The organism is Bacterioplanoides sp. (assembly GCF_965219715.1).
Taxonomy (GTDB): Bacteria; Pseudomonadota; Gammaproteobacteria; order Pseudomonadales; family Oceanobacteraceae; genus Bacterioplanoides.
In genome coordinates this window covers 559598-583490 of record NZ_OZ244785.1, presented here as the reverse complement: position 1 = coordinate 583490, position 23893 = coordinate 559598, and the positions used below count along the sequence as shown (strand labels likewise).

Here is a 23893-nt window from a genome sequence, read left to right as displayed (position 1 = left end):
TTATGCAATTATTCGTTGATCAATTAACCAATGTCGATTTCAGCTACCTGGATGCCAATCGTGGCATGGTGGGTGAAACCTGGTGGGCGTCAGCCCTGCTTGATGGCGTACTCGATGATCAGGGAATGATTTGTGATTTTGGCATCGTAAAAAAAGTGCTGCGCAACTGGCTGGATGACGATGTCGACCACCGCTTGCTACTTCCGATTAAGAGTCAAAATCTGAAGTACTCGCTGGATGGCGATCGGATTGATATGAGCTGGAGTTACGCGGACGGTAAAGTGTTGCGCATGAAAGCACCTCGCCAGGCCGTCGCACTGGTCGATGCCGAAGAAATTAATGCCGAGTCGTTAGCCGAGTGGTGTCGTGACCAACTGCGCCCTTTCTTCCCGATCAATGTTGAGCAGCTGAACCTGAGCTTTGAACCAGAATCGATTGACGGTGCTTTCTATCACTACAGCCACGGTCTGAAAAAGCATGACGGCAACTGCCAGCGCATTGCTCACGGCCATCGTTCTCGCATTAAGCTATTCCTGAATGGTCAACGCTCGCAGCAACTGGAGCAGGACTGGTCAGAAAAATGGGCAGATATCTACTTGGGCAGCACCGAAGATATCGTCAGTCTCGAGGGAGGCTCGATTCACTATCGCTATCAGGCGCAACAAGGTGAGTTTGAGCTTTGGATGCCTGAATCCCATTGCTACCTGATGGATACAGACACAACGGTCGAGTTTATTGCCAGCCACCTTGCTCAGGCGATCAAGCTGGAGCATCCATCTTCGGAAGTTAAAGCTCAGGCATTCGAAGGCGTAAATAAAGGCGCAATTGCGACGGCTTAATCCCGCATTAGCAGCAACCTATTTACCATCCGCAGCAATCGCTGCATCTTCCTCTTCCATATTCTGGCGCAGCTTACGCTGCCCCAGAATAAAGATAATCACCGCAACCGGCAGCAACCACCACAGCCAGTCGGCCATCGAATCGGCGTATTGCTTACCGAACACATAAGCCACACCAAATATTGCGGCAGCCCACACCCAGATGGAAACCACGTTGGCGATTGTGAAAGTCCAGCCCGGCACTTTTGCTAAACCACAAGCGATGTATCCAAAGGTCCGTAACCCCGGCATACAACGTATCAGTGCCAGCTGATGCCATGGCGCTTGCTGCAAGGGCTTAACCTGACGCTGAATCATGTCGTGCTGAAAACGCTTCGCTAACCAGGGAGATACGTGAGCGGCACGTCCAAACAAGTACAACGCACTATCACCAATAAACATACCCACACAAGTCGCAGCAAAGGCTACCTCCGGCGCCATCTTCCCGCTCGCCGCCAACAGGGCTGCACCAATAATCGCCAGATCCTCAAGCATAAAGGTAGAGACAATCACAATCAGGATCAGCCAGGCCGGGTGATCAGAATAGGTTAACAGTGACTCAAGCATGTATTTGTTGTCGCTTTTACAGGTCGCATCCAAAGTAGCGCAGCAGTCTAGCATTTTTGTATGACAAATTGACGGCCAAGATTTTTGCCGCAATTGCTGAGTTTGAGACAAAAATCCGTTAGAATCTTGCGCCTTTTCATTCACAGCCTCGTCGAGAGTACGTATGTCCACCTCACTGGAACTGTCTGCGTTAACTGCAATTTCTCCTATTGATGGCCGTTACGGCAGCAAAACTGCCGCCCTGCGTCCGATTTTTTCTGAGTACGGTCTGATTCGCGCCCGTGTTGAAGTTGAAATTCGCTGGTTGCAGCGCCTGGCTGCGCACGAAGCCATTTCTGAAGTGCCGGCTTTCAGCGCTGAAACACAAGCTCAACTGGACGCTATCGTCAGCGACTTCAGTGAAGCCGACGCTCAGCGCATTAAAGATATCGAAGCCACGACCAACCACGATGTAAAAGCGGTTGAATACTTCATCAAGGAAAAATTCGCTGGCAACGACGAGCTGAACAAAGTGAACGAATTTGTTCACTTCGCCTGTACCTCTGAAGACATTAACAACCTGTCGCATGCCATTATGCTGCGCGCGGGTCGTGACGACGTTCTGTTACCAGCCATGCGCGAAATCGCCAACGCCATCCGCGCTCTGGCACACGAACACGCCGAGTTGCCAATGCTGTCTCGCACCCACGGCCAAACTGCCTCTCCTTCTACTCTGGGTAAAGAGATGGCCAACGTGGTTGCTCGTCTGGAGCGTCAGATCAAACAGATCGAAGATGTTCAGATGCTGGGTAAAATCAACGGTGCTGTCGGTAACTACAACGCTCACATCTCTGCTTACCCAGACGTTGACTGGCAAGCGAATGCTGAGGAATTTGTGACGTCTTTAGGCATCAACTGGAACCCATACACCACTCAGATCGAGCCACACGATTACATTGCTGAGCTGTTTGACGCGATTGCTCGTTTCAACACCATCGTGATCGATTTCGACCGTGATATCTGGGCATACATCTCCAACGGTTACTTCAAGCAGAAGACCATTGCCGGTGAAGTCGGTTCTTCCACCATGCCGCACAAGGTTAACCCAATCGACTTCGAAAACTCTGAAGGCAACCTGGGCCTGGCCAATGCCGTTCTGGCTCACATGGCTCAGAAACTGCCAATCTCTCGCTGGCAGCGTGACCTGACTGACTCCACTGTTCTGCGTAACATGGGTGTTGGTGCCGGCTACAGTCTGATTGCTTATGCCGCTACCATGAAAGGCATCAGCAAGCTGGAAGTGAACGAACAGCGTCTGGCTGAAGATCTGAACAACGCCTGGGAAGTTCTGGCCGAGCCGATCCAGACCGTGATGCGTCGTTACGGCATCGAACAACCGTACGAGAAGCTGAAAGCCTTCACTCGCGGTAAAGCCATCACTCAGGACGCAATGGGAGACTTTATTGCCAGCTTGGAACTGCCACAAGCAGTAAAAGATGAGCTGAATGCTATGACTCCGGCGGCTTACTTAGGTAATGCTGCAGCGCAGGCAAAAGCTATTTAAGCAGCTGCTGCTGATTTACAGAAAGCCCTGATTCGTCAGGGCTTTTTTGTTGAAATACACCCTGACTAACAACCGGCAATTTGTTCTGCCGCAGGATCTGTAGGCCATCCATGGCCTTAGATCCTACCGCAACATCCATGTTGCTGCTTTCGAACAAACAACCAGCCGTTAGTCTAGAATTCCGCGGATATGGGTTTCTTTAATAGCAGCGACAGGATGTCGCGTTCGCCCGGCAGGAACAGGGATGTCCCTTCTGGGCGACGGCTAAAGAAACCCATATCTGTGGGATTCAGCATCCTGAAAGGTTCACCATATGCACGTCCTCGGTCACTTATCCGTTGAAGAGTTTCTGCGCGATTACTGGCAGAAAAAACCAGTATTAATCCGTAATGCCTGGCCGGGTTTCGAGCCATTATTGCCTGCCGACGAACTGGCAGGCCTTAGCCTGGAGCAGGAAATTGAATCGCGGCTAATCATCGAAGATGGTATTCCGGGCGATAACGACAGTGGTCCTTGGCAGTTAAAGCGCGGCCCGTTCAGCGAAGAAGATTTCCGATCTCTACCGGAAAACAAGTGGACCTTGCTGATTCAAGGTGTTGATCAATGGATTCCTGAAGCCGCCGACCTGCTGGAGCACTTTCGCTTTATTCCATCCTGGCGTATCGACGATCTGATGATCAGTTATGCCGTCGATGGTGGCAATGTTGGCCCCCATTACGACCAGTACGATGTATTCCTCCTCCAGGCCGAAGGTCAACGAGAGTGGTCGATTGGCCAGATGTGCTCGGAGCATAGTCCGTTCGTTAAAGGCCCACAAATCCGGGTTTTAGAAGAGTTTAATGAAAGCGATTCCTGGGTATTAAACCCTAGTGACATGCTGTATCTGCCACCACAACTCGCCCATCATGGGGTGGCCAAAGGCGAATGCATGACCTATTCCATCGGTTTTCGCGCTCCTTCTCAGGTCGAACTGGCGCAGGCAACACTTGATGAGATCCTGGTAAGTGCCAGTGAAGACATTCGTTATCAAGACCCCGATCTGAGCCTGCAAAAACACAGCGGCGAAATCGACAGCAGCGCAGCCGAGAGACTGCGCAATACCTTAAAAGCAGCACTGACAGATGACACCGCCTGCCAGCGTATTCTTGGCAAATTAATGACAGAAGCGAAATACCCGGAACACCACCCGGAAACCATCGACGAACTAAGCTGGACTGATGCTGAGCAGGAATTAAACAGCTGTAGCCAGCTGAGAAAATCCGAATTCAGCCGCTTTGCTTTCAGCCACAATGGCAATGTCATTGAGTTCTTCTATCAGGGTCAATATCTGACACTGGGCACACAAGAACTTCCACTGATCGAGCAGCTGTGCGGCGGCAATGCATTAGATGTTGGTGCCATCCTCGAGCTTTCTTCCAGCAGCGACGCAAGAAACCTGCTAACCACCCTCTTCCGTCAACAATTGATATACACTGAAGAGTAAGCAACACACGTTTTATGACTACAGGTATCACTGCGTGGAAGTAAAAATCGCTAACTGGGCCGATCGGGCACAGAGAGAATCCCTGAGAAACATTCGCCAGCGGGTGTTTGTCGAAGAACAAGGCGTGCCGGCCGAGGAAGAGTGGGACGATAAAGACAGCAAAGCCGTTCACTTTATGGCGATGGATGGTAAACGCCCGGTAGGTTGTGCCCGCTTGTTTGAGGATGGATATTTCGGTCGCATGGCAGTCCTTGCAGAACATCGCGATCAGCACTGGGGATCTCGTTTGATCAGAGCAATGGGCGATTATTACCAAAGGGAAATGCGCGGTCGCATTCTTAAAGCATCGGTTCAGGCCCAGGCGTATAATTTCTACTTACGGAATGGCTTTGTTCCGGAAGTCGAGTTTTTCTGGGATGCAGGGATTCCACACCTGACCATGACCAAAGTACTGGGCCGCGAAGCCAGCGTCAGCCACAATTTTGAACCCGGCGAAGACTCTCAGGTTTATAAGTTAAATAATGAAGCCGCTATTGAAGGGCTGTTTCAGATTGGCTGCCAGAATCGTCCCCGAGCCATTATTCTCGGCATTAACGAGCTACAGCACCCGATGTGGTCATCAAGCAGCTCCCTCGACTCGATCAAGCGCTTTATCCGCAGCTCTCCCAAAAGACGGATTCAAATACTGATCAATGCAGAATACCCCGGAATTAATGACCACCCACTGATTCAGCTGGCGCACAAAATGAGCAGCCGAATTGAGCTCAAAGTGCACAGTGGCTTAAAAACGAATGGTGCCCTGTTCGAACCCTACGGCTATTTATTGGCCAGTGGCAGCGACGTAAAAGCATGCTTCAACGATCGCTCAATCACCAGCCGCTATAAAGAACAATTCACAGAGCTTTGGGCGAGCGCATTGCCAACCCGTGAGGCGCGGCGAATACATTTGTAATCGCCGCAAGTAAATGCATTACGCACTGTAATTGGTGGAAAGAAATACAAAGACATGCATCGCCAGGACAACGGATGTCAGAATCAGCCTCAACTTTTTATAAGACTCTTCGTACGCACTTTTGAACAATGGATTCGCCTCAATCCATAACAGCAGAACAAATCCAACCAGCAGCATTAATACGGCAACGTTAATTGGCAGAAAATAAGCAATACAGCCCCACAAGAAAGCGCCGATGGATAATGCTAACAATGTATTGTCGATTTTTTCGGGGTTTGCCTGCTCTACGCCCCAGCATCCACCTGCCATAAAAGCGAGAATCAAAACAGAGTACAATTTGAACAGCTCGGCTGAACCTTCTACCCCAATTCCAACCGCAAGACCAATTAATACAAACGGGATCAGACCCGCATACCCCAAACGTTCAGATAAACTCAGTGACTTCATCATCGGCAGTTCCTTTTTAGTATTCCTTTTAAATATAAAACAAAAAAGCCATAACGGTATTCCGTTATGGCTTTTTATTTTGTCAGCAGTTGTTAACGTTAATTACTTCCCAGCCAACAATGCCTCTACACGCTCAACATCTTCAGGCGTATCAATACCATGACCCGGAGGCTCATCAATGATGGACATATGGATTTTTACGCCATACCAAAGCGCCCGCAATTGCTCGAGGGCCTCGGTAGTTTCCAGTGCACACACTTCCATTTTCTGGTACTGACGCAAAAATGAAACGCGATAACCGTACATACCAATGTGACGAAACACCGGCATCTTGGCGGTTATCTCATCTGTGCCATCTTTATAGCCATCACGATCCCAGGGGATAGAAGCACGACTGAAATACATCGCGAACTGGTCTTTATCCAATACCACCTTAACCACGTTTGGATCAAAGGCATCGTGATTTCCGGACAACGGAGTACACACAGAACTCATACCCGCCTGCGGATAATTAATCAGGCTTTCAGCGGTTTTTTCTATCAACGCCTGAGGGATCAATGGCTCATCCCCCTGAAGGTTTACGATAACAACGTCATCGTCCCAACCCTTAATTTCTGCAACTTCCGCAATTCGCTCAGTGCCATTTTCATGATCTGGCGAAGTCATAACCACTTCGGCACCAAACGAAACAGCTTCCCGCTGAATACGTTCGTTATCCGTAGCAATGACAATATCTTGAACACCCGTCTCTAGCGCTCTCTCGTAGACGTGCTGGATCATAGTTTTACCAGCCAGCTCAATCAGCGGTTTGCCAGGTAAACGCGATGATGCATAACGCGCAGGTATCACAATTTTGTAGTCAGACATTTTTTTTCCTTTTGACATCGGCGGCCTCGGCGAGTTGCTGCCTAATCATGGATAGTTACTTGGCGCCGTAATAGTCGCGATACCAAACAGCAAATTTTTCAATGCCATCTTTTAATGGCGTATTGGGTGCAAAGTCGACATCTTCAATCAAATCATCAACATTAGCATAGGTGCGCACAACATCACCCGCCTGCATTTCCATATAATTTTTGTCGGCCTCAACACCCAGAACATCTTCAATGGTCTGAATAAAATCACCCAATTGCACGGTATTGTGATTACCAATGTTGTAGATTTTATAAGGAGCCGAACTGCGACTGGTATCGCCCGACTCTGGCGTCCAATCGGCACCAGCCCCGGCAGGAATTTTCTGGGTAATACGGGTAACACCCTCAACAATATCATCGATGTAGGTGAAATCGCGCTGCATTTTTCCGTGGTTATAAACATCAATGGTTTCGCCACCAAGGATCTTTTTGGTGAAACCAAAATACGCCATATCCGGACGACCCCACGGGCCATAGACGGTGAAGAAACGCAATCCCGTGGTTGGCAAACCGTAAAGGTGGGAATAAGTATGCGCCATTAACTCATTCGACTTTTTCGTTGCTGCATACAGCGATACAGGGTGATCGACGCGATCGGAAGTTGAATAAGGAATATCTGTATTCAAGCCATAAACAGAACTGGAAGAGGCATAAACCAAATGCTCAACCTTATGATTACGGCAGCCCTCAAGGATGTTTACGAAGCCGACCAGATTACTATCGACATAAGCATGAGGGTTCTCAATCGAATAGCGCACCCCAGCCTGAGCGGCTAAATGCACAACCCGATCAAACTTGTGCTCAGCAAAAACCACTTCGACTTCATCGCGATTAGCCAATTCAACTTTTTTAAACTGAAACCCTTCCAGTTCCGCCAACCACTCAAGACGGGACTCTTTTAATGACACGTCGTAATAGTCATTGAGGTTATCAATGCCTATTACCTCATGCCCCTGCTCAACAAATTGCTTACTGGTAAATGAACCAATAAATCCTGCAGCACCTGTAACCAATATTTTCATGAGTTAATCCGAATTAAATTTCTGATTTTTGATTTTCAAACTCTGGCAGCATGGCCTTTATATAGGCTTCATCAAGCGGCATTCTACTACCAAGAATAATATCTGCGACTTCACGGGCGACACCCTTACCACCTTTGGCTTCGGTAATCAGGTCGGCGTGATCTTTCACCAACCAAAAAGCATCTTTTGGCGCAACGCTCAGACCAACCCGCTTCATAACTTTGAGATCGATGACATCATCACCGACATAGCACACTTCTTCCGGCGTAAACCAAAGCTCATCCAACAAGGTAGAGAGTTGTGCCCATTTATCTTTACAGCCCGGATAAAAATGGCCAACTCCCAAATCGGCTGCACGTTTTTTTAACGGGGCAGAATCTTTAGCGGAAATAATCGCCGTAACGACATCATATTCGCCCAATAATTTGATCCCAACACCGTCTTTAACATTAAAGTGTTTCACTTCTTCGCCATTAGCTGAATAACTCAGAGTGCCGTCGGTTAAAACACCATCAACATCAAAAACCACCAGCTTAACTGCGCGAGCTTTTTCTTTTATTGCATTTGGAAGATGAACCATAATTTCACCTGAACAGTAGTTACTCAGGCAATTGTAACCTGATTTCTCAGGATTTATCATTTGGCTTAAAGTATTCCGAGAACCGGAAAAGAAATGGCATCCCCAAGGGGATTCGAACCCCTGTTACCGCCGTGAAAGGGCGGTGTCCTAGGCCTCTAGACGATGGGGACACTAAGACAAACGTAAGAGATTTGGTGGAGCCTAGCGGGATCGAACCGCTGACCTCAACACTGCCAGTGTTGCGCTCTCCCAGCTGAGCTAAGGCCCCGTCTCAAAACGTGGGCGTATCTTACGGTTGCCCCCCTGCACTGTCAACACTATTTTTTCATTTTCCTTAAAAATATTTCTCTAAAACAACAACTTACAGCACAACGACGTATTTTGTTCAGAAAACAGTCAGCCAAGCAAACAGAACCAGAAACAAAAAGCCCGCTGCAAAAGCGGGCTTTCTGGTCAAACACAGAAGAACTTAGGATTCTGCGATCTCAGCCTCAATCGCAGCCGAAATTGAACGGTACTCCTTTTCCATCTTTTTCATCTTCTTCTTACCAACACCGCCCAGGGTATCCAGTGCGTGACGGACACGAGCACGACTCATATCTGGCCCAAGCAACGCCATGGTATCAAGCACAGAAATAGTGGCCGATGTCCCGGCAATGGCCATAAAGAACGGATACAGGAAGTCGCGCACTTTCAAATCCAACTGTTTTGCCAGAGCAAACAGGCGCTTTTCGATTTCTTCTTTTTCCCAATGACGAATCGCTTCCAGCTGCCACAAACCGTATTGCACGGTCGCCAGCATTTTATCTTCGTCATACGCTTTATGTTCAAACTGCTCCTTTGTCAGAACCTGCAAACCTGCCAGGAAATGACCTGCCAGCGGCGCAACATCAGAGAACACTTCAACGCGCGGCTGTATATGAGGAATGATCGGATTCACTTTCTCAGGCTGCAGACCCCACGCAGCAAATCGCTGAGCAAAGGTGTCAACATCAAGATCACGCAACCATAAACTGTTCAGCCAGCGCAGTTTTTCAACATCAAATACCGGCCCGCCCAGGGACACTCGCTGAATATCAAAATTACCGAACATTTCGTCACGAGAGAATTTCTCACGCTCATCCGGCATCGACCACCCCATACGGCCCAGGTAATTCAATACCGCTTCTGGCATAAAGCCCATGCGCTCATAAAACATAATGGACGTTGGGTTTTTACGTTTACTCAGCTTCGACTTATCCGGGTTACGCAGCAGTGGCATATGGCATAACTTCGGCATATCCCAACCAAAGTACTGATACAGCAGCTTATGTTTAGGCGCAGAACTGATCCACTCTTCGCCACGGATTACATGAGTAATCTGCATAAGATGGTCATCCACGACGTTTGCCAGGTGATACGTCGGCATGCCGTCGGATTTCAACAGAATCTGGGCGTCAACCTGAGACCAATCAAGCTCGATTACGCCACGTAACATATCCGTTACTTCGCATACACCCTCTTCCGGCACCATCATGCGAACCACATAAGGAGCACCGGCTGCTTCACGTGCGGCCACCTCCTCATCAGATAATTTAAGATCAGATGGCTTTAATGCCATGCTGTTTCCGGATTCCTGACGTTCTGCACGCAACGCATCCAGTTCTTCCGAGGTGCGATAACACTTAAACGCATGACCACTTTCAAGCAGCTTATTGACGTGTTCGAGATAGATATCTTTTCGTTCACTCTGGCGGTACGGGCCAAAGTCACCACCACGATCAGGACCTTCATCCCAATCCATGCCCAACCAATTAAGGCTATCCATAATCGCTTGCTCAGACTCCGGCGTGCTGCGCGCCTGGTCAGTATCTTCTATTCGTAACACAAACTGACCACCGTGCTGGCGGGCAAAAGCCAGGTTAAACAACGCGATGTAAGCCGTGCCTACGTGAGGATCACCGGTTGGAGAAGGTGCAACGCGGGTGCGAACCGTCATAATGGATATCTCTGATTTGGATTAAAAACGCCGCGATTATAAAGAAAGAAGTGCAATAAAAAAACGCAGCGTTTTGCTGCGTTTCTGTTTAGCAGCCGAAACCACCAAGATCAGGCAGACTGGCGAATCTCAGCTTCCATGCCACTAATAATATCAATCACCCGTGAACTGGCGCTTTCCATGCGCTGTAAATGCTGAATAGCATTACTTTCATCGTGATTTTTAAAACACTCCAGAGCTTTAAAGCCGCTGTCATGAACTTCCCGGTGCGGATCCTCCAGGCGAGAATAAGAACTGAGGTGTCGATATTTTTCATAGCCAATTCCCTGAGAATACCACTTACCCAGGCGACAACTGGTATGGTCCGCCATGCCCTCAACCGAGCCGACGTCATTACTCCAGATGCGGTTATATACCTGCGATTTCCAGACAACATGATCCAGCTTAACCGTTTCCAGGAAACTCTCAGCGGCGGTATAAGAAAAACTCTCTGACACGCGGCGGGATACATCTCCCACGGCCTGAATATGGTCAGATACTTTCTGCACCTCTGCTGCCAGATAAGCCCCCTGATCACCAACCGATGTAATACCGGAGGACACGCGATCAACTTCACCACTGATGGTCGAGATTAAGGCACCGATTTCTGCTGTTGCTTCGGCGGTTCGTTGTGCCAGTGTCCGCACCTCATCGGCAACCACCGCAAATCCACGACCTTGCTCACCGGCGCGTGCGGCTTCGATAGCCGCATTCAATGCCAGTAAATTAGTCTGTTCAGAAATTCCCTGAATCAGACCAACAAAATTTTCGATGCCACTGGCAACACTTTTTAATCCACCAACAGCTTCGGAAGCGTCCGAAGATTTTTCACGAATGCCGGATAACTGCTCAGTCAGACCACCTAAAGTCGAACTGATATCTCCGACTTCATGAATCGAATCCTCAATCTGAGCATTTTCCTCGGTAAGATTGGTGGCTGACTCAGCCAAAGTATTACGAATCTGATCAATGGTTTCGTTCGAGGAAAACCATAAATTGCGCATATCTTCCATATAGGTGAATTGATTCAGACTGTACTGACTGCGCATATCTGCCACATCCTTCACCTTGCGCAGCAATTCATTTTCCCCCTCCAGCTGCTCAATCCTGCGCTCCAGCGCAATCAGCTGAGCAGAAGGTTCATTCGTCTTTTTATTAGAGAAAAACACACCGCCTCCAGAGATTCTTTATGCACGAACAGGAATAAATATAGAAAAGAATCCGGGCTTTGCGTGGTAAGAAAAAAGGATTAGCGAGTGTTTTAAAAGTTCAGAGCGACAAAATGCGCCATACACAGAACAGATATTTAGCGAAGAGCTTCGGAGACATTACCCGCCAAAAGCCAGGCATAAAAAAACCGCGTTTCGTTTGAAACGCGGTTTTCAGAATTAGTGGCGGTGAGGGAGTCTAACCTGTTAATTTCCACCAACGTCCACAGAAGTCTACAACCCCTTGAATTAACTGACTTTAGAGTCCATATTAATCCACTGGAATTTCACTCAATCCAATCCATTTTGGGGATGCATTGGGGGATAGAAAAGTATGGCGGAGAACCTTATCTCAAATGGCAATTCATAAACTATCAGCTCGGAAAGTTGAAACGGCTCAAGCCGGTAAGTATGAAGACGGTGGCGGCTTACGCCTGGTCGTATCTGCCAACGGCAGTAAGCGCTGGGTACTTCGATTTACCATTGATGGGAAACGCCGCGAGAAGGGATTAGGCCCCTACCCTGTTGTAACACTTGAAGCTGCGCGAGAACATGCTCTGGAGTGCAGAAGGCAAGTTTATGCAGGACAGGACCCCATTGAGAACCGTAAGGAAAAGGACAGCAGAACCCCCACATTCAGAGAATGCGCGATTGCCTACATCGAATCTAACAAACACGCCTGGACTAACAAGAAGCATGCAGACCAATGGTCCAATTCCCTGACTACCTATGCATTTCCAGTAATCGGCAACAAAAGTGTTACCAACATTAATGTTGATCATATCCTTAAAGTACTGGAACCCATCTGGTACGAAAAGAATGAAACAGCTAAACGCGTTCAAACACGAGTTGCCAAAATTCTTGATTATGCAATCGCCAGAAAGTATCGCTCATCGTCCAATCCAGCTAAATGGCAGGGTCACCTCGATACCATATTGCCCAAACCCACCAGTATTCAGAAACGTAAGCATCACCCTGCTATGCCACTGGGGGAAGTAAGTAACTTTTGGAAGATCCTATCATCGAAGCAAGCAACGTCAGCAAATGCTCTTCAGCTTCTTATCCTAACAGCAACCCGAACTTCTGAAGTTTTAAAGGCCACCTGGGATGAAATCGACCTGGACGAGGGAATATGGGTCATCCCAAAAGAAAGAATGAAGACCAAAAAAGAACATAGAGTCCCGCTCTCCAAGCAGGCTATACGCCTGCTTGGAGAGTTACCTAAAATTGAGGGATCTAACTATCTTTTCCCAGGAAACAGAAAAGGAAGCGCCTTATCGAACATGGCCATGCTGACTTTAATGCGAAAAATGGGTTACGAAAGTGGCAGCGAGAAAGGTGATTATGTTCCCCACGGTTTCCGTTCAACATTCCGAGACTGGGCTGGTGAAGTTTCCAACTATCCACGGGATGTCGTAGAAATGGCCCTCGCCCACACCATCGACAACAAGGTCGAAGCAGCCTATCGGCGTGGTGATATGTTTAAGAAAAGAGCGGAGATGATGCAGGATTGGGCCGACTTCTTTACGCCCACAAACAAATCGAACCAACTCTAGGCCAGTGACTCCTCACGAATACTGACACCAAAGGCATTAAGCTGATAACCGTCTTCAACATCCTTTTCCGCCTGCTGCCGTACGCACTCTTCTTTATAGCCGGAGTGCAGCTGATATAGCTGAGTCAGGAGCACCGCATAGCTCAGATCATATACCCAGCTGCGATCTTTAAAGCAGCAACTCATGCAATAACTGCAGTCGGGCTCTGCTATCCCCACTTCTTTTAACGCCAAAACGACACACGAATACCAATATTCGATATCCCCTGTCGGGAAGGCTGAAATCAATGGTTTAAACACCGATTCATATAACTCGCTGCGATACGCAGCATGACTGTGTTTGCCAGAAGCGTTAATCAATTCCTGATGTTCGCTTTGTTTTAATGAGTTGAGGATTTGCTCAGAAGTAAAGATACCACTTTCATCAGCCAGTCGCTCACAAGCCAGAACAACAGCAATTGGATCATCCGAAGCCGATCGTAGCTTTTCCAGCTCCTGATGAAACTTCCCCCAGTCACTCATTCAACCAAATCCCGGGTAAATGCGGGAATGCGAAACACCTGGCTTCCGTGATTAATCGTAAAGTCAAAAAAGTAATTCATTGGAGGCTGCCCAGCGGTACGGCTCTCATGACTTCGGTACTGCATCTTCGCTTCAGCACTAATTGCACTGCAATGAGACTGCCCCTCCTCACTTCCGACATAAAATGCTTTGAGTTCCAGAGTGTCTTCTTTTCTTGAAGGTACAAACTGCCAGTCAATGGTGCAATCAGGGATAACATCGGTTTTATTCTCAGCCATATTCGGTGATGGCGAATCATCTTGCTGAAAACTCAGCTCAATCGCGGGCTCATTGCCGTGCACGTCGTACTGTTCACACATACATTCGGTATCGATATGCACCGAAATACTGACAAAATGACGTTTCACTTCCTGCTGAATATCATCATCTGAAAACCTTGCCAGAGCGCCAAGCCCCTCTGTCAGCTCTTCCATCGACAGCTCTTCCCCTCTGGCAGAGTGTATAGCTTTGGCCCAGGTCGGCAGATCTGCTGCATTGATCTGGGATTGCAGATCAGAGGGTAACTTGCCAGCGGCTTCGGACAACTGCTTAACGGCATCTGCCAGAGGTAAGGCTGAAAAAGTATGAAATAAGTTCAGTAAGGTGTTGTAGGCTGCCAAAATCCATTTCCTGCCAGTAACAAAATAGTCACTACAAAGTATATGCAGGGTTCTGTGATCTTCAATATTTAAAGCAATTAACTCGCGACTTCACCGATATTTACTACACTGGTTCGACAGGACGTAAACAGGTACATGGTATGGATACCCTTGCCCTGCGCAGTGAAGCGATAAAAAAGCTGAGCGCATATTTTTCGCAGTCATTTCTGACAACAACCCGATTCAGCCTTCTCAATATATTGTTGCTGGCCGGTTTTGTTATTCCATTAATTTATATATCAGTTCGTGCTGCAGATGATGACAACCTATTTGATAGCTTGTTTATCTGTAATCCTTACATAGAACAAATTGTACCAAGCCACCTGCCATCCAATACCAGCTGTCAGCCAGTAACAACGCTACACCCTAGTGATATTCAGAAAGGTATCGACGTATCTCACTACCAGGGCGAAGTCCTCTGGCATCGGGTTGCAGCCAGCGGTAAAAGCTTTGCGATTGCCAAAGCAACCGGTGGAGAAAACTACACCGATCCGAGTTTTACTAATAACTGGTATGGAATTCGCCGCCATGAACTGATTCGTGGAGCCTATCACTTTTTTTACGCAGGCGATGACCCGGAAAAACAGGCCGAACACTATCTTGATACCGTCGGTCAGATTCGGAAGAACGACCTTCCGCCAATTCTGGACGTTGAAATAACCGATGAGATGAGCCCTGAGTTATTAATTGAACACACGCTTATCTGGTTAGAGACGGTCGAAAAAGCGACTAAAAGAAAGCCCATTGTTTACACCGATTCCGCATTTGGTCAGGAGTTTTTAACGGATCCGAGGTTCGGCCACTACTATCTGTGGCTGGCTGACTATAGCAACGAAAATCCACCTGCTCCTCAAGCCTGGAAAAAGAAACGCTGGTTTTTGTTACAACATGCACAAAACGGCAAAGTAGATGGTATCAAGGGGAATGTCGACCTGAGCCATTATCGCGGGTCACTGGCCAACCTGAAAGCCTTTATTCAACAGTCGAATCTGTGAATCAGTATGGGTGAGACAGCTTCCAACAATACAAACGTTCGCCAACTGCATCTGTATGTGGGGCCTAAGCCTGTCGACAAGCAGGCGGTACATTCAGGTAAGCAAAATGTATCTGAGAAAAACTCTGCTCTGGGCGCAGCACCAAAGACTGCAAAACCTCTAAAGCAAGCGAAGGATACCGTTGCTCCGTCAGTAACAACAGTTAATACAGACGATAAAAATCAAACTGCTAATGATGTGCCACAGAAACACACCACACCCGAACTAAAATCATCCTCAGCAAGCCCGGCAATAAAAACAGCCAAAAGCATTGCCCATCGCTCCGGCACAAAAATCAAAGGGTTGGCAGAGCATGGCGTGCTTTATCACTTACAATCACGAGAAGGCAAAGATGTAATAAAGCTGATGCTGATTCTGGCTTTGTTCCATCTCAGCCTCAGCGGCCATATCAGTCAGCTTTTTGCTTATCTGTTGCACGATAATATTTATGCGTTTAACAGCCTTTATCTGACAACAGCTTCCCAGGATTCCGTGAAGACCCTTGAAATTGTTGCGGCGATAAAGTCAGTCATGGCGCTGCTGCAGAGCTTATCTGGTGGTGTTTCTTTTATTGTTGATGTTGAAGTTCAGCTGGGCGATTCATTATCGGTGCTAAGCAATATCACAGATAAAGCCTGGGCGATTTCTCTCAGTTCCGTCGGCGCCGCCGAAACTTTGTCGTTATTGCATCACTCGGTTTATTTCACGATGAAACCACTGCTGGTCGCTCTGTTCCTCGTACTCGGACTGAGCATTGGGCTAAAAAAGTTCAGCCCGACGTTATCTCTCAGACTGGAGCGACTGGTGTCACTGGGAATATTCCTGGCCGTATTCACCCATATCATTGTACCTCTGGGTATTTATGGTACAGCCAAGGTCAGCCAATATTATCTCCAGCCTCAGAAACAAGCACTACACAAGCAATTTTCTGATTTCAGCAATAGCTTGCCTCATCACAGCAACCAGGGAGATCTTAAAGATCAGGTTTCTGAACTTAGGAAACATTTTAAGAAAGGTTTAAAGGAACACACCAACAAAACCGGTGACTATTCACTGATGGCGGTAAAACATGTGTTATACACAGTGACGGAGTTTATATTACTGCCGTTGTTTATTGTGGTGTTTCTGTCAAAACTACTGATCATCATGATCCGGAAGGAGATTCCAGATCTTCACTTCTTCACGTCTGGTAACAAAGAGAAAGACGCTGAATCTAGTTAACTTTCCGATTCTCAATCACAGAATAACTTGAGCTGAATTAGTTCGTTTTAACACAGTTAGCCGGCGTATCCTGCCCGCTGACGACAAAATTCTCACAGGTCATAATTAAGTGATTATTTCTACCCAACGCAAAACCTAACGAGCCACTGACAACAACAATCGTCATCAGCCCTACTAATAGCCGACCACGTAATCGTAAAACTTCCGGACAGGTAAAATGGAAAAACAAATACACCAGGTAAGGGAGTGATATGCCGATGGCCAGCACTCCAACACTGTGCATCACCATATCCGTTGTTTTACCTGCGATAGAAGCATCGTCAATAATACGCAGTATCAGCCACAGGCTTGGCAAGGTTAATAAGAAATAACCAATCACTTTATTTCCGGGTACAAGTGCCCCCGGGGCTGTGATTGATACGAACAAAACACTGAGGGAGAACAGCCAGATAGCGATATAATGGCCGAGAAAAACGCTATTAAAGGCACCAAGATTGAAGCTTAGGTCCCAGATATAACCTGAGAGACCGATTGCAATCAGCAGGACGACGTGGCTGCCGGTTGAGTTTGATTCGTCTAATACAACTGTATTTTCATTCATAATAAATTCCTTTTTATTACATCACTTTTCGTTGACTTCCTATTAATAATAGTCGAAGAAACTCGTTTCTCTTAAAAAATACTACCTCCAATAGATACCTATTCCACTTAAATAAACACAACAAATGACTTGAGTACTAACATACTAAAACCCTCTCCCTAGATAGGGATAAGATTGGTAATAAGAAGCCGCCGCGGCAGTATCAGTCGACATTTTTCAACCCGGTTATGTACAGGGTTATAAATTTTTTCCCTGCAGGACTTCAAACGATTTCTCTTTTAGTACATCGCATTCACAGAGGCAACCCAAGAGATTACCATTCATGATAAAAACCAAATTTTTTAATATATTTTTATCACTCACAAAAACTTACCAACATCCGCCTATATTAATTAATGTATATTTTTCAAATACTAATAATTTATTAAACAAACCTCCTAGAACTGACAATAATAGTGATAAAGGGCATTTTTAATAAACCTTAGGTTTTATTATGTGCCTTTCTCACATTAAAAAATCGGCATACAATCAATAGCACAGGTCAAAAAAAACACAAGGATACTTATACGAAGCTGAGCACAATTTTAAAAATATCTGACACAGTATTTATTCCACCTCTTTTCTTCTCAGAATTTTTTCACCCACTGAAATTTTATATCTGTTAATGGAATAACTCCCCCAACTTTTAGGTTTAGATAATATTCAAGTGACAAATCTACCGAATAAGCCACTGTATTTTTCCTTCAGTGACAATATCTCAAGTTTCAGCAGTTTGTAATCCGCCTTCCAAGACAAATTATTTTCTATCACTTAGTCGGATCACAGATCTTTATATAAGAGTTCGAGATCGCAAACCACGAACATTGTTATAAACATCTCGAACATAGGTTTTTTTTACCATTACAGCTTCGCTAAAACTTCAAGTTATTGGAGTATTTTTTATTAGAGGCCTTCGGCTTCAGGAATAGAATTCCAACCTTGTTTTAACCATATTTTCATCGATTCACTAATCATATCTAATTTTCCAATTTTTCCCAGGTAGCTATAGAGCAGTATTGGAGAATCTATAGCTCCAGCATCACCAGGCCCTAACAAATTTTTTAAGCTTGTTGCTGTTTCTGGTTTACCCCCATTAACACTCACCTTAACTTCTCTCGCAATTGTAGAATTTAGTCCATAGGGGGGCAAACTACTATTTTTTAGTTTGCATCCAGTCAACCCAGCCAGTACTTTTGGACATACAATTGCTGGAGAAGTTTCTACACTTAATTTTACTCGAGATTTTCCAGATAAGTCCATTAGTTTAGTCTCAATTTTTTTGTATGTAAGGTTATTTAATGATGCCTCCATTGGTACTAGATTAAAATATCCATCTACTTCTTCCGATGATTTGTCATCGGATTGATTATCTAAAAAAGCATGAGAAATTAGATGCCCCCCTTGATAGTAGGCCTCCTCTCCTATTGTAAGGAGAGATTCTTGCCTGCCACAACGTCCAACGACTTTACTTTTATATTCTTTTCTATCTAAACTTTTGAGTTCTTTTTTTTCAATTTCAGCTTCAACAAAACTGACTTTTGGTATTGATTTGGGTGTCTTGGGTAAAGCATCAGTAAGAGCCTCATGCAATCCTTGTTTATCTTCATTTTCTTCATAATCCGTGTTTTGTGCTAGATTCTTTATTTGCTCTAAAGGACTATAAATCATTGTTCCGGTTGACTTAAAGTTATATACAGATCTCTGTAAAGGTTTCAGGTCGCGACAATCCGTTTTCGGTCGATTATCAACAAAACCAAAACCTTGCTTCCCAATACTCTTCTTCTGCCCAACAGAATTAACAACTACCCTACTTTTAATATCTTTCGGCTTCTCTACTTGCTCATACATATTTCAGACCTTTTTATAATTGGATTTAGACGTTTCTACAGGCTGTCTTCAGCTGACTAAAACAATGCCATCCATCGGCGAACTTATTAATTAACTAATTCATCACAATGAATTTGTATAACGCATAAGAGCTGATAAATAAAATCTTGGAGACGTTATTCATTAACTCCGCAACGCCTTCTCACCCATCACTGTCGCTTCGGTCTCTAGCGATGGATTATCATTAACCGCCATGCCATTCACACTGGTATTTGCAGTAACCCGCCCTTGCATTTGTTGAACCACATGTCCTAATTCATGAGGCAGGTGTTTTTCCTGGCCACTGGCCAGATGAATATCGGAGCCTTGAGCAAATGCATGCGCCTGAACAGCCGCAGGTTTAGATGAGTTGTAATGTACTTTTACGTGATCAAGACTCATACCGGACAGATTCTCCATACCGCTTTTTAAGTTGTCCGGCAGGCCGGTATGGTTCGGGCGAGATTGTTTTTGAGCTACCTGCTGTGAGACAGAATCGCTGTGATTTTCATGATCACGATTATCTTCAAGATAGGCGTGTCGCTGCGAGACTAAGCGCCGTTGTGAAACGGCTCGACTATGCGCGGCACTCCGCCCACTTTTCGATAAAGCTTTGCCTTCTTTTTCTGCATGAGCCATACAAACCTGCCTTCACACCTGAAGTGTGCGATTATCCTTACGATATTCCCGTCGAATACCGTTCAGAATGTCAGATTGAGTTACCCTTTTTTCGTTGCGCTGAACAGCAGCCAGAGCGCAGTAGCGCAGTACGTTAATAATGGCGCCGCCGGCCAACGGATATTTTTCGGCGATAAGATTTAAATCAACGTCATCCGCCAATTCGCAACTGCCCTGAAAGGCGTTTTTCCACAGTGTCAGCCGCTCTTCTTTTTCTGGTAGTTTAAAGCCCACCATACTCTGAAACCGCCGACTAAAAGCTTCATCCATATTGCCTTTTAAGTTAGTAGCTAAAATCACAACTCCGGGAAAGTCCTCAATACGTTGTAATAAATACCCGATTTGCTGATTTGCGTGGCGGTCATTAGATGAACTGGTTTCAGTACGCTGACCAAACAAGGCATCGGCTTCATCAAAAAACAGAATCCAGTTCTTATGTGCCGCTGCATCAAATACTTTTGACAGGTTTTTTTCTGTTTCACCGATGTATTTAGAAACAACCATCGACAAATCGACCCGGTATATTTCGCGACCAGTGTGTTTCGCGAGCAAGGAAGCCGTCAGAGTTTTCCCGGTTCCCGGAGGTCCGTAAAACAAGGCCCGGTAGCCGGGTTTTACTTTTTTATTTAATCCCCAATCCTGCATCAGTGTTGAACCGTACTGCAGCCATGCCTGAATCTCAGCGATCTGTTGCATCACCGGATATTCCAACACCAGGTCTGACCAGTTAAGTGGCGTAGTGATCGCTTGTGCAGGAAAGGCCGAACTCAGCTCGGGTGTAATATGCTCACCGCTGATCCAATAATGCAGGCGTGATTCAGACAGATTCAGCGTACCGGTCCAGGCTGGCAAATCAGCGTCAGCCGCTTGCAGTGTAAGCACTTGTTCAACCTGTAGCCGATGACGATTATTCAGAATCTCCATGGTTGCGGTTCGCCACAGCGGGTCGTTTCCGCTAATCAGGAAATTAAGTGTTTGTCCGGTTGGTACAAAGCCACTGAAAGTTTTATCACTCACCCCACCAAACTCGGTAAAGCCACGCTGATACAGTTCATTCATGCCAAAAAAGACATCAAGAATTTCTGGCCTTAAATGAGGTGCCATTACCAGGGCCAATGTTAGGCGCTCAAACGCGTTGAGTTGCCAGTGACGAACATCTTCGGCATATAAACTGGTATCCTGGCTGATATCCGGAACCGGGATTTCACTCCAGTGCTGCTCGTAACCTTCCTGTTTCAGATAGGAACGAATCGCCTGGTGTATTACCTGCTCCAGCCAGGCCAGCTCCTGATACAGGGTGCTGAGGTTATGAGCGTGTTGGTCTTCTGTACCAGTAACTGCTGAGGTGTGATCAGCCGTGTATTGAAAAGTATCCAGTTGCTGGATTTCAATTGCCTGTGACGCCATCACACACCTCCTTTTGTCCTGGTTGATTTGTTCAGATTAATGCAGCCGCAGCATCTGCTGCGGACAGCCCGGCCTGAAGAGATTCCAGATTAACGGAGGTCCGGGCCAACTTGGTTTTGGCCTCTTCCAGCTCACGGCTGGCACGTCCGCTTGCAGCCTGAGCCAGATCGTATTGCCTGTTTGCATGGCGGCTTGCCTGGCTGACCAGCCCTAATAAAGACTGGTTATCCGGTTCTGCCTGACCAAAAGACCGGATACTGGTTTCTACTTTATTCATCAGCCCCCTAATCGCTTTTTCCTGATCGGCAATACCATCACTGCTGGAATGCTCATTGTGCTCCTTGGCGGAAATTTGTTGCTGCAGCTTTTTGCTTTCTTCGAGAATATTCTTGTCACCGCTGATCATGGTGTACAACTCGATACTCTGGTGCAGCTCCTGATGGGTCAGCCGTGTACTGTCTTCTGTTTCAGCAACTGCGTTGTAGCAACTGGTCAGGGCCTTTAATGTGCTGGAGACGGCACCGTCAGCATCTTTCGCAGCACCATCCAATACCCGGATTAGTTCTGAAGAAATAAGCGCACCGGCACTTTTTTTCTTCTGCACCATCACCACCAGGCGACCAACCAGATCCGCGGAAAATATGACTTGTTGAACCAGAGTTTTCATCTGCACCAGGGTTTTACTGGCACCAGCGCCTGATTTCCCGGTTTGCTTCTGAACCATACTGGCTTTATGCATGATTGACCTGACATTAGATGCAGCCTCTATCACCATGTCGGAGCGCCTGGCGGCCTGATCCCGTTTTTTTTCTGCATCGGCCAGCTGCGCAGAAAACTCCGTAGCTTTTTCAGATAACTCATCAACCACCGCTTGTTGCTGACGAAGCTGGTATTCAAGTACTTCGACATCATCGGTTAATGCTGAGATATCTGCTTTTTTGCGCTCATTAATGCCGTATTTTTTAGCTGTCATGTCCAATTCCCTTTAGTTCAGTTTTTCTCTGAAAAGTCTCTGATTACTTTTTAGCTTTGCCCCGGGTATTTTTACCCGATTTAGCTGACTCTTGTTTACCATCAACGCCTTTAGCATTACCGGCCTCATTTACATCTACCGCTGGGAAATCGACGGCACTTGCAAACTCCGCCATATTTTCTGCTGAAGAAGACGTCAGCAATATCGCCAGGCGATATTCAACTCCAGCGATTACCGGTTTACTGAAGTTATCCGTCAGATCTTCAGGTAATAAAAACTCAAACTGATTCCCTGAAATATTATCAGCAGTGAGATACCCGGACATGGCAATCGTCTCTGCAATGGCTGCCGTAATGACTGTTGGATCGTAAACCTGATGCTGTGCACCATTGGCATATTGTTGATCACCGTCTATCAACACCGCCCCGGACTCGTCAGCATTGGAGCGAACGAAAATTAAGCGGAGTTCAGCGTCATCAGGTAACCGATTGTTCAGGTCAACGGTAACCTTACTTGCTCGTCCATTAGCCTTTTCGACAATGACGGGATTCGTAACATCCGGAAGTGGCTGTTGGAGGACAAAAGAAACGGACGAAGAAGAAAGCTGATCATTCTGATCGTCCACAAACTTTTTATATCCATTACTGTATTCAGTATATAAATAGGCAACATAACGAGCACCGGTTTTTACCGTTTCACCGTCGGCATCAACTTCAACGGTTACCGTTTCACCCTTATGTGTTGTCAACGGATAAAAACGTTCCTTAAAGCTCTCAAACAACACACGAGCGGTTACCGGATTAAAGGTATCTCGTTTATTCGCTTTAACAAGAACAACAAAGTGCCCCTCGACCTTTTCCGGAATTTCACCTCCGGAAAACCCAGTATCCTTATTCTCAAAAGAAACGGAAATACGATCACTACCAACGGGCTCGACCGTAAAGCCCTGATTCATTTCAGTATTGCAGGCTCGAAAACTGGTTTGAGCAGACTCTGTAAAACTCTCCGCACTTTTTAATGTTCCACCAGCCAGCTTCTCCGATTTCAGCCTGACAGCCAGTGTCGCCGTTTCCGATTCTTTTTGGGAGTTCAGCAGCTGAATATTATTCAGGGTATCCTTCGCAAAACTTTTGATGACCTTACTGGTTTGACTGGTGCTGCTTTTTATCTGTCCTGGCGTGACTTCAGCGACGGCGGTTGCCGCCTCCAGTGCTAGCTGTGCTGTTTGCTCAGCGCTATAAGCTGTTTCTCTGACATACTTATTAACGTCTTTAGTCATTTCAGCTATATCAGTTCCGTAATCTGCAGCGAATACGATATTTAAAGCACTACCGATATCGGCAGAAAGATGGGAAATGGCATTAGAAGCCAACTGAATATCTTCTGCCGACTTCTGGGTTAACACCGCTGATTTTTTTGTGCTTTTATCGGTCAGGGCTGCAGTATTAATCAGGCAATCCGACTGGCTGTTACAGGCGACAACCTGATCATTCATTATTTGAACTGCCTGGAATTCTGATACGGTTTCATCCAGTTTATCGGCCGCAGACCTTAGCGCCCCCTGAGCGAAATAAAGAGATAAAGAATCGCAGTTTTCCTGAGAAATTCTCTTAGCCTGCTCTGCTTTTAATCCTTTTAACAGGCTATTTGTTGTTTCAAATAACTTTTCCTGATAAGTATTCATCACA

General features: G+C 46.4%; 22 protein-coding genes and 2 tRNA genes. 7 read left to right on the top strand and 17 right to left on the bottom strand.

Translation table 11 applies throughout. The annotated features are described in order from the left end of the window. The first annotated feature begins 2 nt into the window (after positions 1–2). The gene (locus tag ACOQOZ_RS03235; RefSeq protein ID WP_420590847.1) at positions 3–839 is read left to right on the top strand and encodes a 6-carboxytetrahydropterin synthase; all 837 of its coding nucleotides are present in this window, start codon (positions 3–5) and stop codon (positions 837–839) included. 18 nt (positions 840–857) lie between these two features. Here ACOQOZ_RS03235 and ACOQOZ_RS03230 read toward each other — a convergent pair whose 3' ends face one another. Continuing rightward, on the bottom strand, positions 858–1445 hold the full coding sequence (locus ACOQOZ_RS03230) for a DedA family protein (protein ID WP_420590846.1): 588 nt from the start codon (positions 1443–1445) through the stop codon (positions 858–860). A gap of 175 nt (positions 1446–1620) precedes the next feature. Between ACOQOZ_RS03230 and purB the strand changes: the two genes are divergently transcribed. The 3 genes from purB to ACOQOZ_RS03215 all read left to right on the top strand — a co-directional run bounded on the left by purB (position 1621) and on the right by ACOQOZ_RS03215 (position 5423). After that, on the top strand, positions 1621–2988 hold the full coding sequence (gene purB / locus ACOQOZ_RS03225; RefSeq protein ID WP_420592390.1) for an adenylosuccinate lyase: 1368 nt from the start codon (positions 1621–1623) through the stop codon (positions 2986–2988). A 313-nt stretch (positions 2989–3301) separates the two neighbouring features. Next, complete coding sequence (locus ACOQOZ_RS03220) at positions 3302–4471, top strand: cupin domain-containing protein (protein ID WP_420590845.1); 1170 nt, start codon at positions 3302–3304, stop codon at positions 4469–4471. Positions 4472–4505: 34 nt separating this feature from the next. Further along, positions 4506–5423, top strand: a complete 918-nt coding sequence (locus ACOQOZ_RS03215; RefSeq protein ID WP_420590844.1) for a GNAT family N-acetyltransferase — start codon at positions 4506–4508, stop codon at positions 5421–5423. A gap of 18 nt (positions 5424–5441) precedes the next feature. Here ACOQOZ_RS03215 and ACOQOZ_RS03210 read toward each other — a convergent pair whose 3' ends face one another. The 8 genes from ACOQOZ_RS03210 to ACOQOZ_RS03175 form a co-directional block, all read right to left on the bottom strand. Further along, positions 5442–5873 (bottom strand): DUF3429 domain-containing protein, encoded by a 432-nt coding sequence (locus ACOQOZ_RS03210; protein ID WP_420590843.1) that lies wholly within the window; start codon positions 5871–5873, stop codon positions 5442–5444. 99 nt (positions 5874–5972) lie between these two features. Continuing rightward, positions 5973–6737: a 3-deoxy-manno-octulosonate cytidylyltransferase gene (kdsB, locus tag ACOQOZ_RS03205; protein WP_420590842.1), complete on the bottom strand. Its 765-nt coding sequence runs from the start codon at positions 6735–6737 to the stop codon at positions 5973–5975. A gap of 55 nt (positions 6738–6792) precedes the next feature. Further along, complete coding sequence (locus tag ACOQOZ_RS03200; RefSeq protein WP_420590841.1) at positions 6793–7806, bottom strand: NAD-dependent epimerase; 1014 nt, start codon at positions 7804–7806, stop codon at positions 6793–6795. Between the two features lie 13 nt (positions 7807–7819). Further along, positions 7820–8446, bottom strand: coding sequence for a KdsC family phosphatase (locus ACOQOZ_RS03195; RefSeq protein WP_420590840.1), 627 nt, complete (start codon positions 8444–8446; stop codon positions 7820–7822). A gap of 34 nt (positions 8447–8480) precedes the next feature. After that, positions 8481–8556: transfer RNA gene (locus ACOQOZ_RS03190), tRNA-Glu, on the bottom strand. 22 nt (positions 8557–8578) lie between these two features. Then, a tRNA-Ala gene (locus tag ACOQOZ_RS03185) sits at positions 8579–8654 on the bottom strand. A 201-nt stretch (positions 8655–8855) separates the two neighbouring features. Then, the gene (gltX, locus tag ACOQOZ_RS03180; RefSeq protein WP_420590839.1) at positions 8856–10364 is read right to left on the bottom strand and encodes a glutamate--tRNA ligase; all 1509 of its coding nucleotides are present in this window, start codon (positions 10362–10364) and stop codon (positions 8856–8858) included. A 110-nt stretch (positions 10365–10474) separates the two neighbouring features. Continuing rightward, positions 10475–11572 carry a methyl-accepting chemotaxis protein gene (locus ACOQOZ_RS03175; RefSeq protein WP_420590838.1) on the bottom strand — a complete coding sequence of 366 codons (1098 nt, stop codon included), beginning with the start codon at positions 11570–11572 and terminating at the stop codon, positions 10475–10477. A gap of 395 nt (positions 11573–11967) precedes the next feature. On the opposite strand from ACOQOZ_RS03175, the gene ACOQOZ_RS03170 reads away from it, so the two are divergent. Continuing rightward, positions 11968–13167 (top strand): tyrosine-type recombinase/integrase, encoded by a 1200-nt coding sequence (locus ACOQOZ_RS03170; RefSeq protein WP_420590837.1) that lies wholly within the window; start codon positions 11968–11970, stop codon positions 13165–13167. On the opposite strand, the gene ACOQOZ_RS03165 is transcribed toward ACOQOZ_RS03170, so the two are convergent. After that, the gene (locus ACOQOZ_RS03165; protein ID WP_420590836.1) at positions 13164–13688 is read right to left on the bottom strand and encodes a hypothetical protein; all 525 of its coding nucleotides are present in this window, start codon (positions 13686–13688) and stop codon (positions 13164–13166) included. The genes ACOQOZ_RS03170 and ACOQOZ_RS03165 overlap by 4 nt on opposite strands. Then, positions 13685–14347: a hypothetical protein gene (locus ACOQOZ_RS03160; protein ID WP_420590835.1), complete on the bottom strand. Its 663-nt coding sequence runs from the start codon at positions 14345–14347 to the stop codon at positions 13685–13687. The genes ACOQOZ_RS03165 and ACOQOZ_RS03160 overlap by 4 nt, the downstream gene beginning before the upstream one ends. A 140-nt stretch (positions 14348–14487) precedes the next feature. Between ACOQOZ_RS03160 and ACOQOZ_RS03155 the strand changes: the two genes are divergently transcribed. Together ACOQOZ_RS03155 and ACOQOZ_RS03150 are read left to right on the top strand one after the other, a co-directional pair. Beyond that, positions 14488–15381 carry a glycoside hydrolase family 25 protein gene (locus tag ACOQOZ_RS03155; protein WP_420590834.1) on the top strand — a complete coding sequence of 298 codons (894 nt, stop codon included), beginning with the start codon at positions 14488–14490 and terminating at the stop codon, positions 15379–15381. Positions 15382–15387: 6 nt separating this feature from the next. Next, entirely contained in the window at positions 15388–16641 is a 1254-nt protein-coding gene (locus tag ACOQOZ_RS03150) for a hypothetical protein (RefSeq protein ID WP_420590833.1), read from the top strand. Between the two features lie 37 nt (positions 16642–16678). Here ACOQOZ_RS03150 and ACOQOZ_RS03145 read toward each other — a convergent pair whose 3' ends face one another. The 6 genes from ACOQOZ_RS03145 to ACOQOZ_RS03120 form a co-directional block, all read right to left on the bottom strand. Continuing rightward, positions 16679–17242 (bottom strand): hypothetical protein, encoded by a 564-nt coding sequence (locus tag ACOQOZ_RS03145; RefSeq protein ID WP_420590832.1) that lies wholly within the window; start codon positions 17240–17242, stop codon positions 16679–16681. Between the two features lie 942 nt (positions 17243–18184). Next, on the bottom strand, positions 18185–19129 hold the full coding sequence (locus ACOQOZ_RS03140) for a hypothetical protein (protein ID WP_420590831.1): 945 nt from the start codon (positions 19127–19129) through the stop codon (positions 18185–18187). 162 nt (positions 19130–19291) lie between these two features. Beyond that, entirely contained in the window at positions 19292–19786 is a 495-nt protein-coding gene (locus tag ACOQOZ_RS03135) for a DUF4157 domain-containing protein (protein ID WP_420590830.1), read from the bottom strand. 12 nt (positions 19787–19798) lie between these two features. After that, on the bottom strand, positions 19799–21232 hold the full coding sequence (locus ACOQOZ_RS03130) for an ATP-binding protein (protein WP_420590829.1): 1434 nt from the start codon (positions 21230–21232) through the stop codon (positions 19799–19801). Between the two features lie 31 nt (positions 21233–21263). Then, positions 21264–22205, bottom strand: coding sequence for a hypothetical protein (locus ACOQOZ_RS03125; RefSeq protein WP_420590828.1), 942 nt, complete (start codon positions 22203–22205; stop codon positions 21264–21266). Between the two features lie 43 nt (positions 22206–22248). Next, the gene (locus ACOQOZ_RS03120; RefSeq protein WP_420590827.1) at positions 22249–23892 is read right to left on the bottom strand and encodes a hypothetical protein; all 1644 of its coding nucleotides are present in this window, start codon (positions 23890–23892) and stop codon (positions 22249–22251) included. Position 23893: the final 1 nt, after the last annotated feature.

What these genes read in the sequence shown, in the direction of transcription:
- ACOQOZ_RS03235 (WP_420590847.1), top strand. Translation starts at nt 3, where the DNA reads ATGCAATTATTCGTTGATCAATTAACCAATGTCGATTTCAGCTACCTG.
- ACOQOZ_RS03230 (WP_420590846.1), bottom strand. Translation starts at nt 1,445, where the DNA reads ATGCTTGAGTCACTGTTAACCTATTCTGATCACCCGGCCTGGCTGATC.
- ACOQOZ_RS03220 (WP_420590845.1), top strand. Translation starts at nt 3,302, where the DNA reads ATGCACGTCCTCGGTCACTTATCCGTTGAAGAGTTTCTGCGCGATTAC.
- ACOQOZ_RS03210 (WP_420590843.1), bottom strand. Translation starts at nt 5,873, where the DNA reads ATGATGAAGTCACTGAGTTTATCTGAACGTTTGGGGTATGCGGGTCTG.
- kdsB (WP_420590842.1), bottom strand. Translation starts at nt 6,737, where the DNA reads ATGTCTGACTACAAAATTGTGATACCTGCGCGTTATGCATCATCGCGT.
- ACOQOZ_RS03200 (WP_420590841.1), bottom strand. Translation starts at nt 7,806, where the DNA reads ATGAAAATATTGGTTACAGGTGCTGCAGGATTTATTGGTTCATTTACC.
- ACOQOZ_RS03195 (WP_420590840.1), bottom strand. Translation starts at nt 8,446, where the DNA reads ATGATAAATCCTGAGAAATCAGGTTACAATTGCCTGAGTAACTACTGT.
- gltX (WP_420590839.1), bottom strand. Translation starts at nt 10,364, where the DNA reads ATGACGGTTCGCACCCGCGTTGCACCTTCTCCAACCGGTGATCCTCAC.
- ACOQOZ_RS03170 (WP_420590837.1), top strand. Translation starts at nt 11,968, where the DNA reads ATGGCAATTCATAAACTATCAGCTCGGAAAGTTGAAACGGCTCAAGCC.
- ACOQOZ_RS03165 (WP_420590836.1), bottom strand. Translation starts at nt 13,688, where the DNA reads ATGAGTGACTGGGGGAAGTTTCATCAGGAGCTGGAAAAGCTACGATCG.
- ACOQOZ_RS03155 (WP_420590834.1), top strand. Translation starts at nt 14,488, where the DNA reads ATGGATACCCTTGCCCTGCGCAGTGAAGCGATAAAAAAGCTGAGCGCA.
- ACOQOZ_RS03150 (WP_420590833.1), top strand. Translation starts at nt 15,388, where the DNA reads ATGGGTGAGACAGCTTCCAACAATACAAACGTTCGCCAACTGCATCTG.
- ACOQOZ_RS03145 (WP_420590832.1), bottom strand. Translation starts at nt 17,242, where the DNA reads ATGAATGAAAATACAGTTGTATTAGACGAATCAAACTCAACCGGCAGC.
- ACOQOZ_RS03140 (WP_420590831.1), bottom strand. Translation starts at nt 19,129, where the DNA reads ATGTATGAGCAAGTAGAGAAGCCGAAAGATATTAAAAGTAGGGTAGTT.
- ACOQOZ_RS03135 (WP_420590830.1), bottom strand. Translation starts at nt 19,786, where the DNA reads ATGGCTCATGCAGAAAAAGAAGGCAAAGCTTTATCGAAAAGTGGGCGG.
- ACOQOZ_RS03130 (WP_420590829.1), bottom strand. Translation starts at nt 21,232, where the DNA reads ATGGCGTCACAGGCAATTGAAATCCAGCAACTGGATACTTTTCAATAC.
- ACOQOZ_RS03125 (WP_420590828.1), bottom strand. Translation starts at nt 22,205, where the DNA reads ATGACAGCTAAAAAATACGGCATTAATGAGCGCAAAAAAGCAGATATC.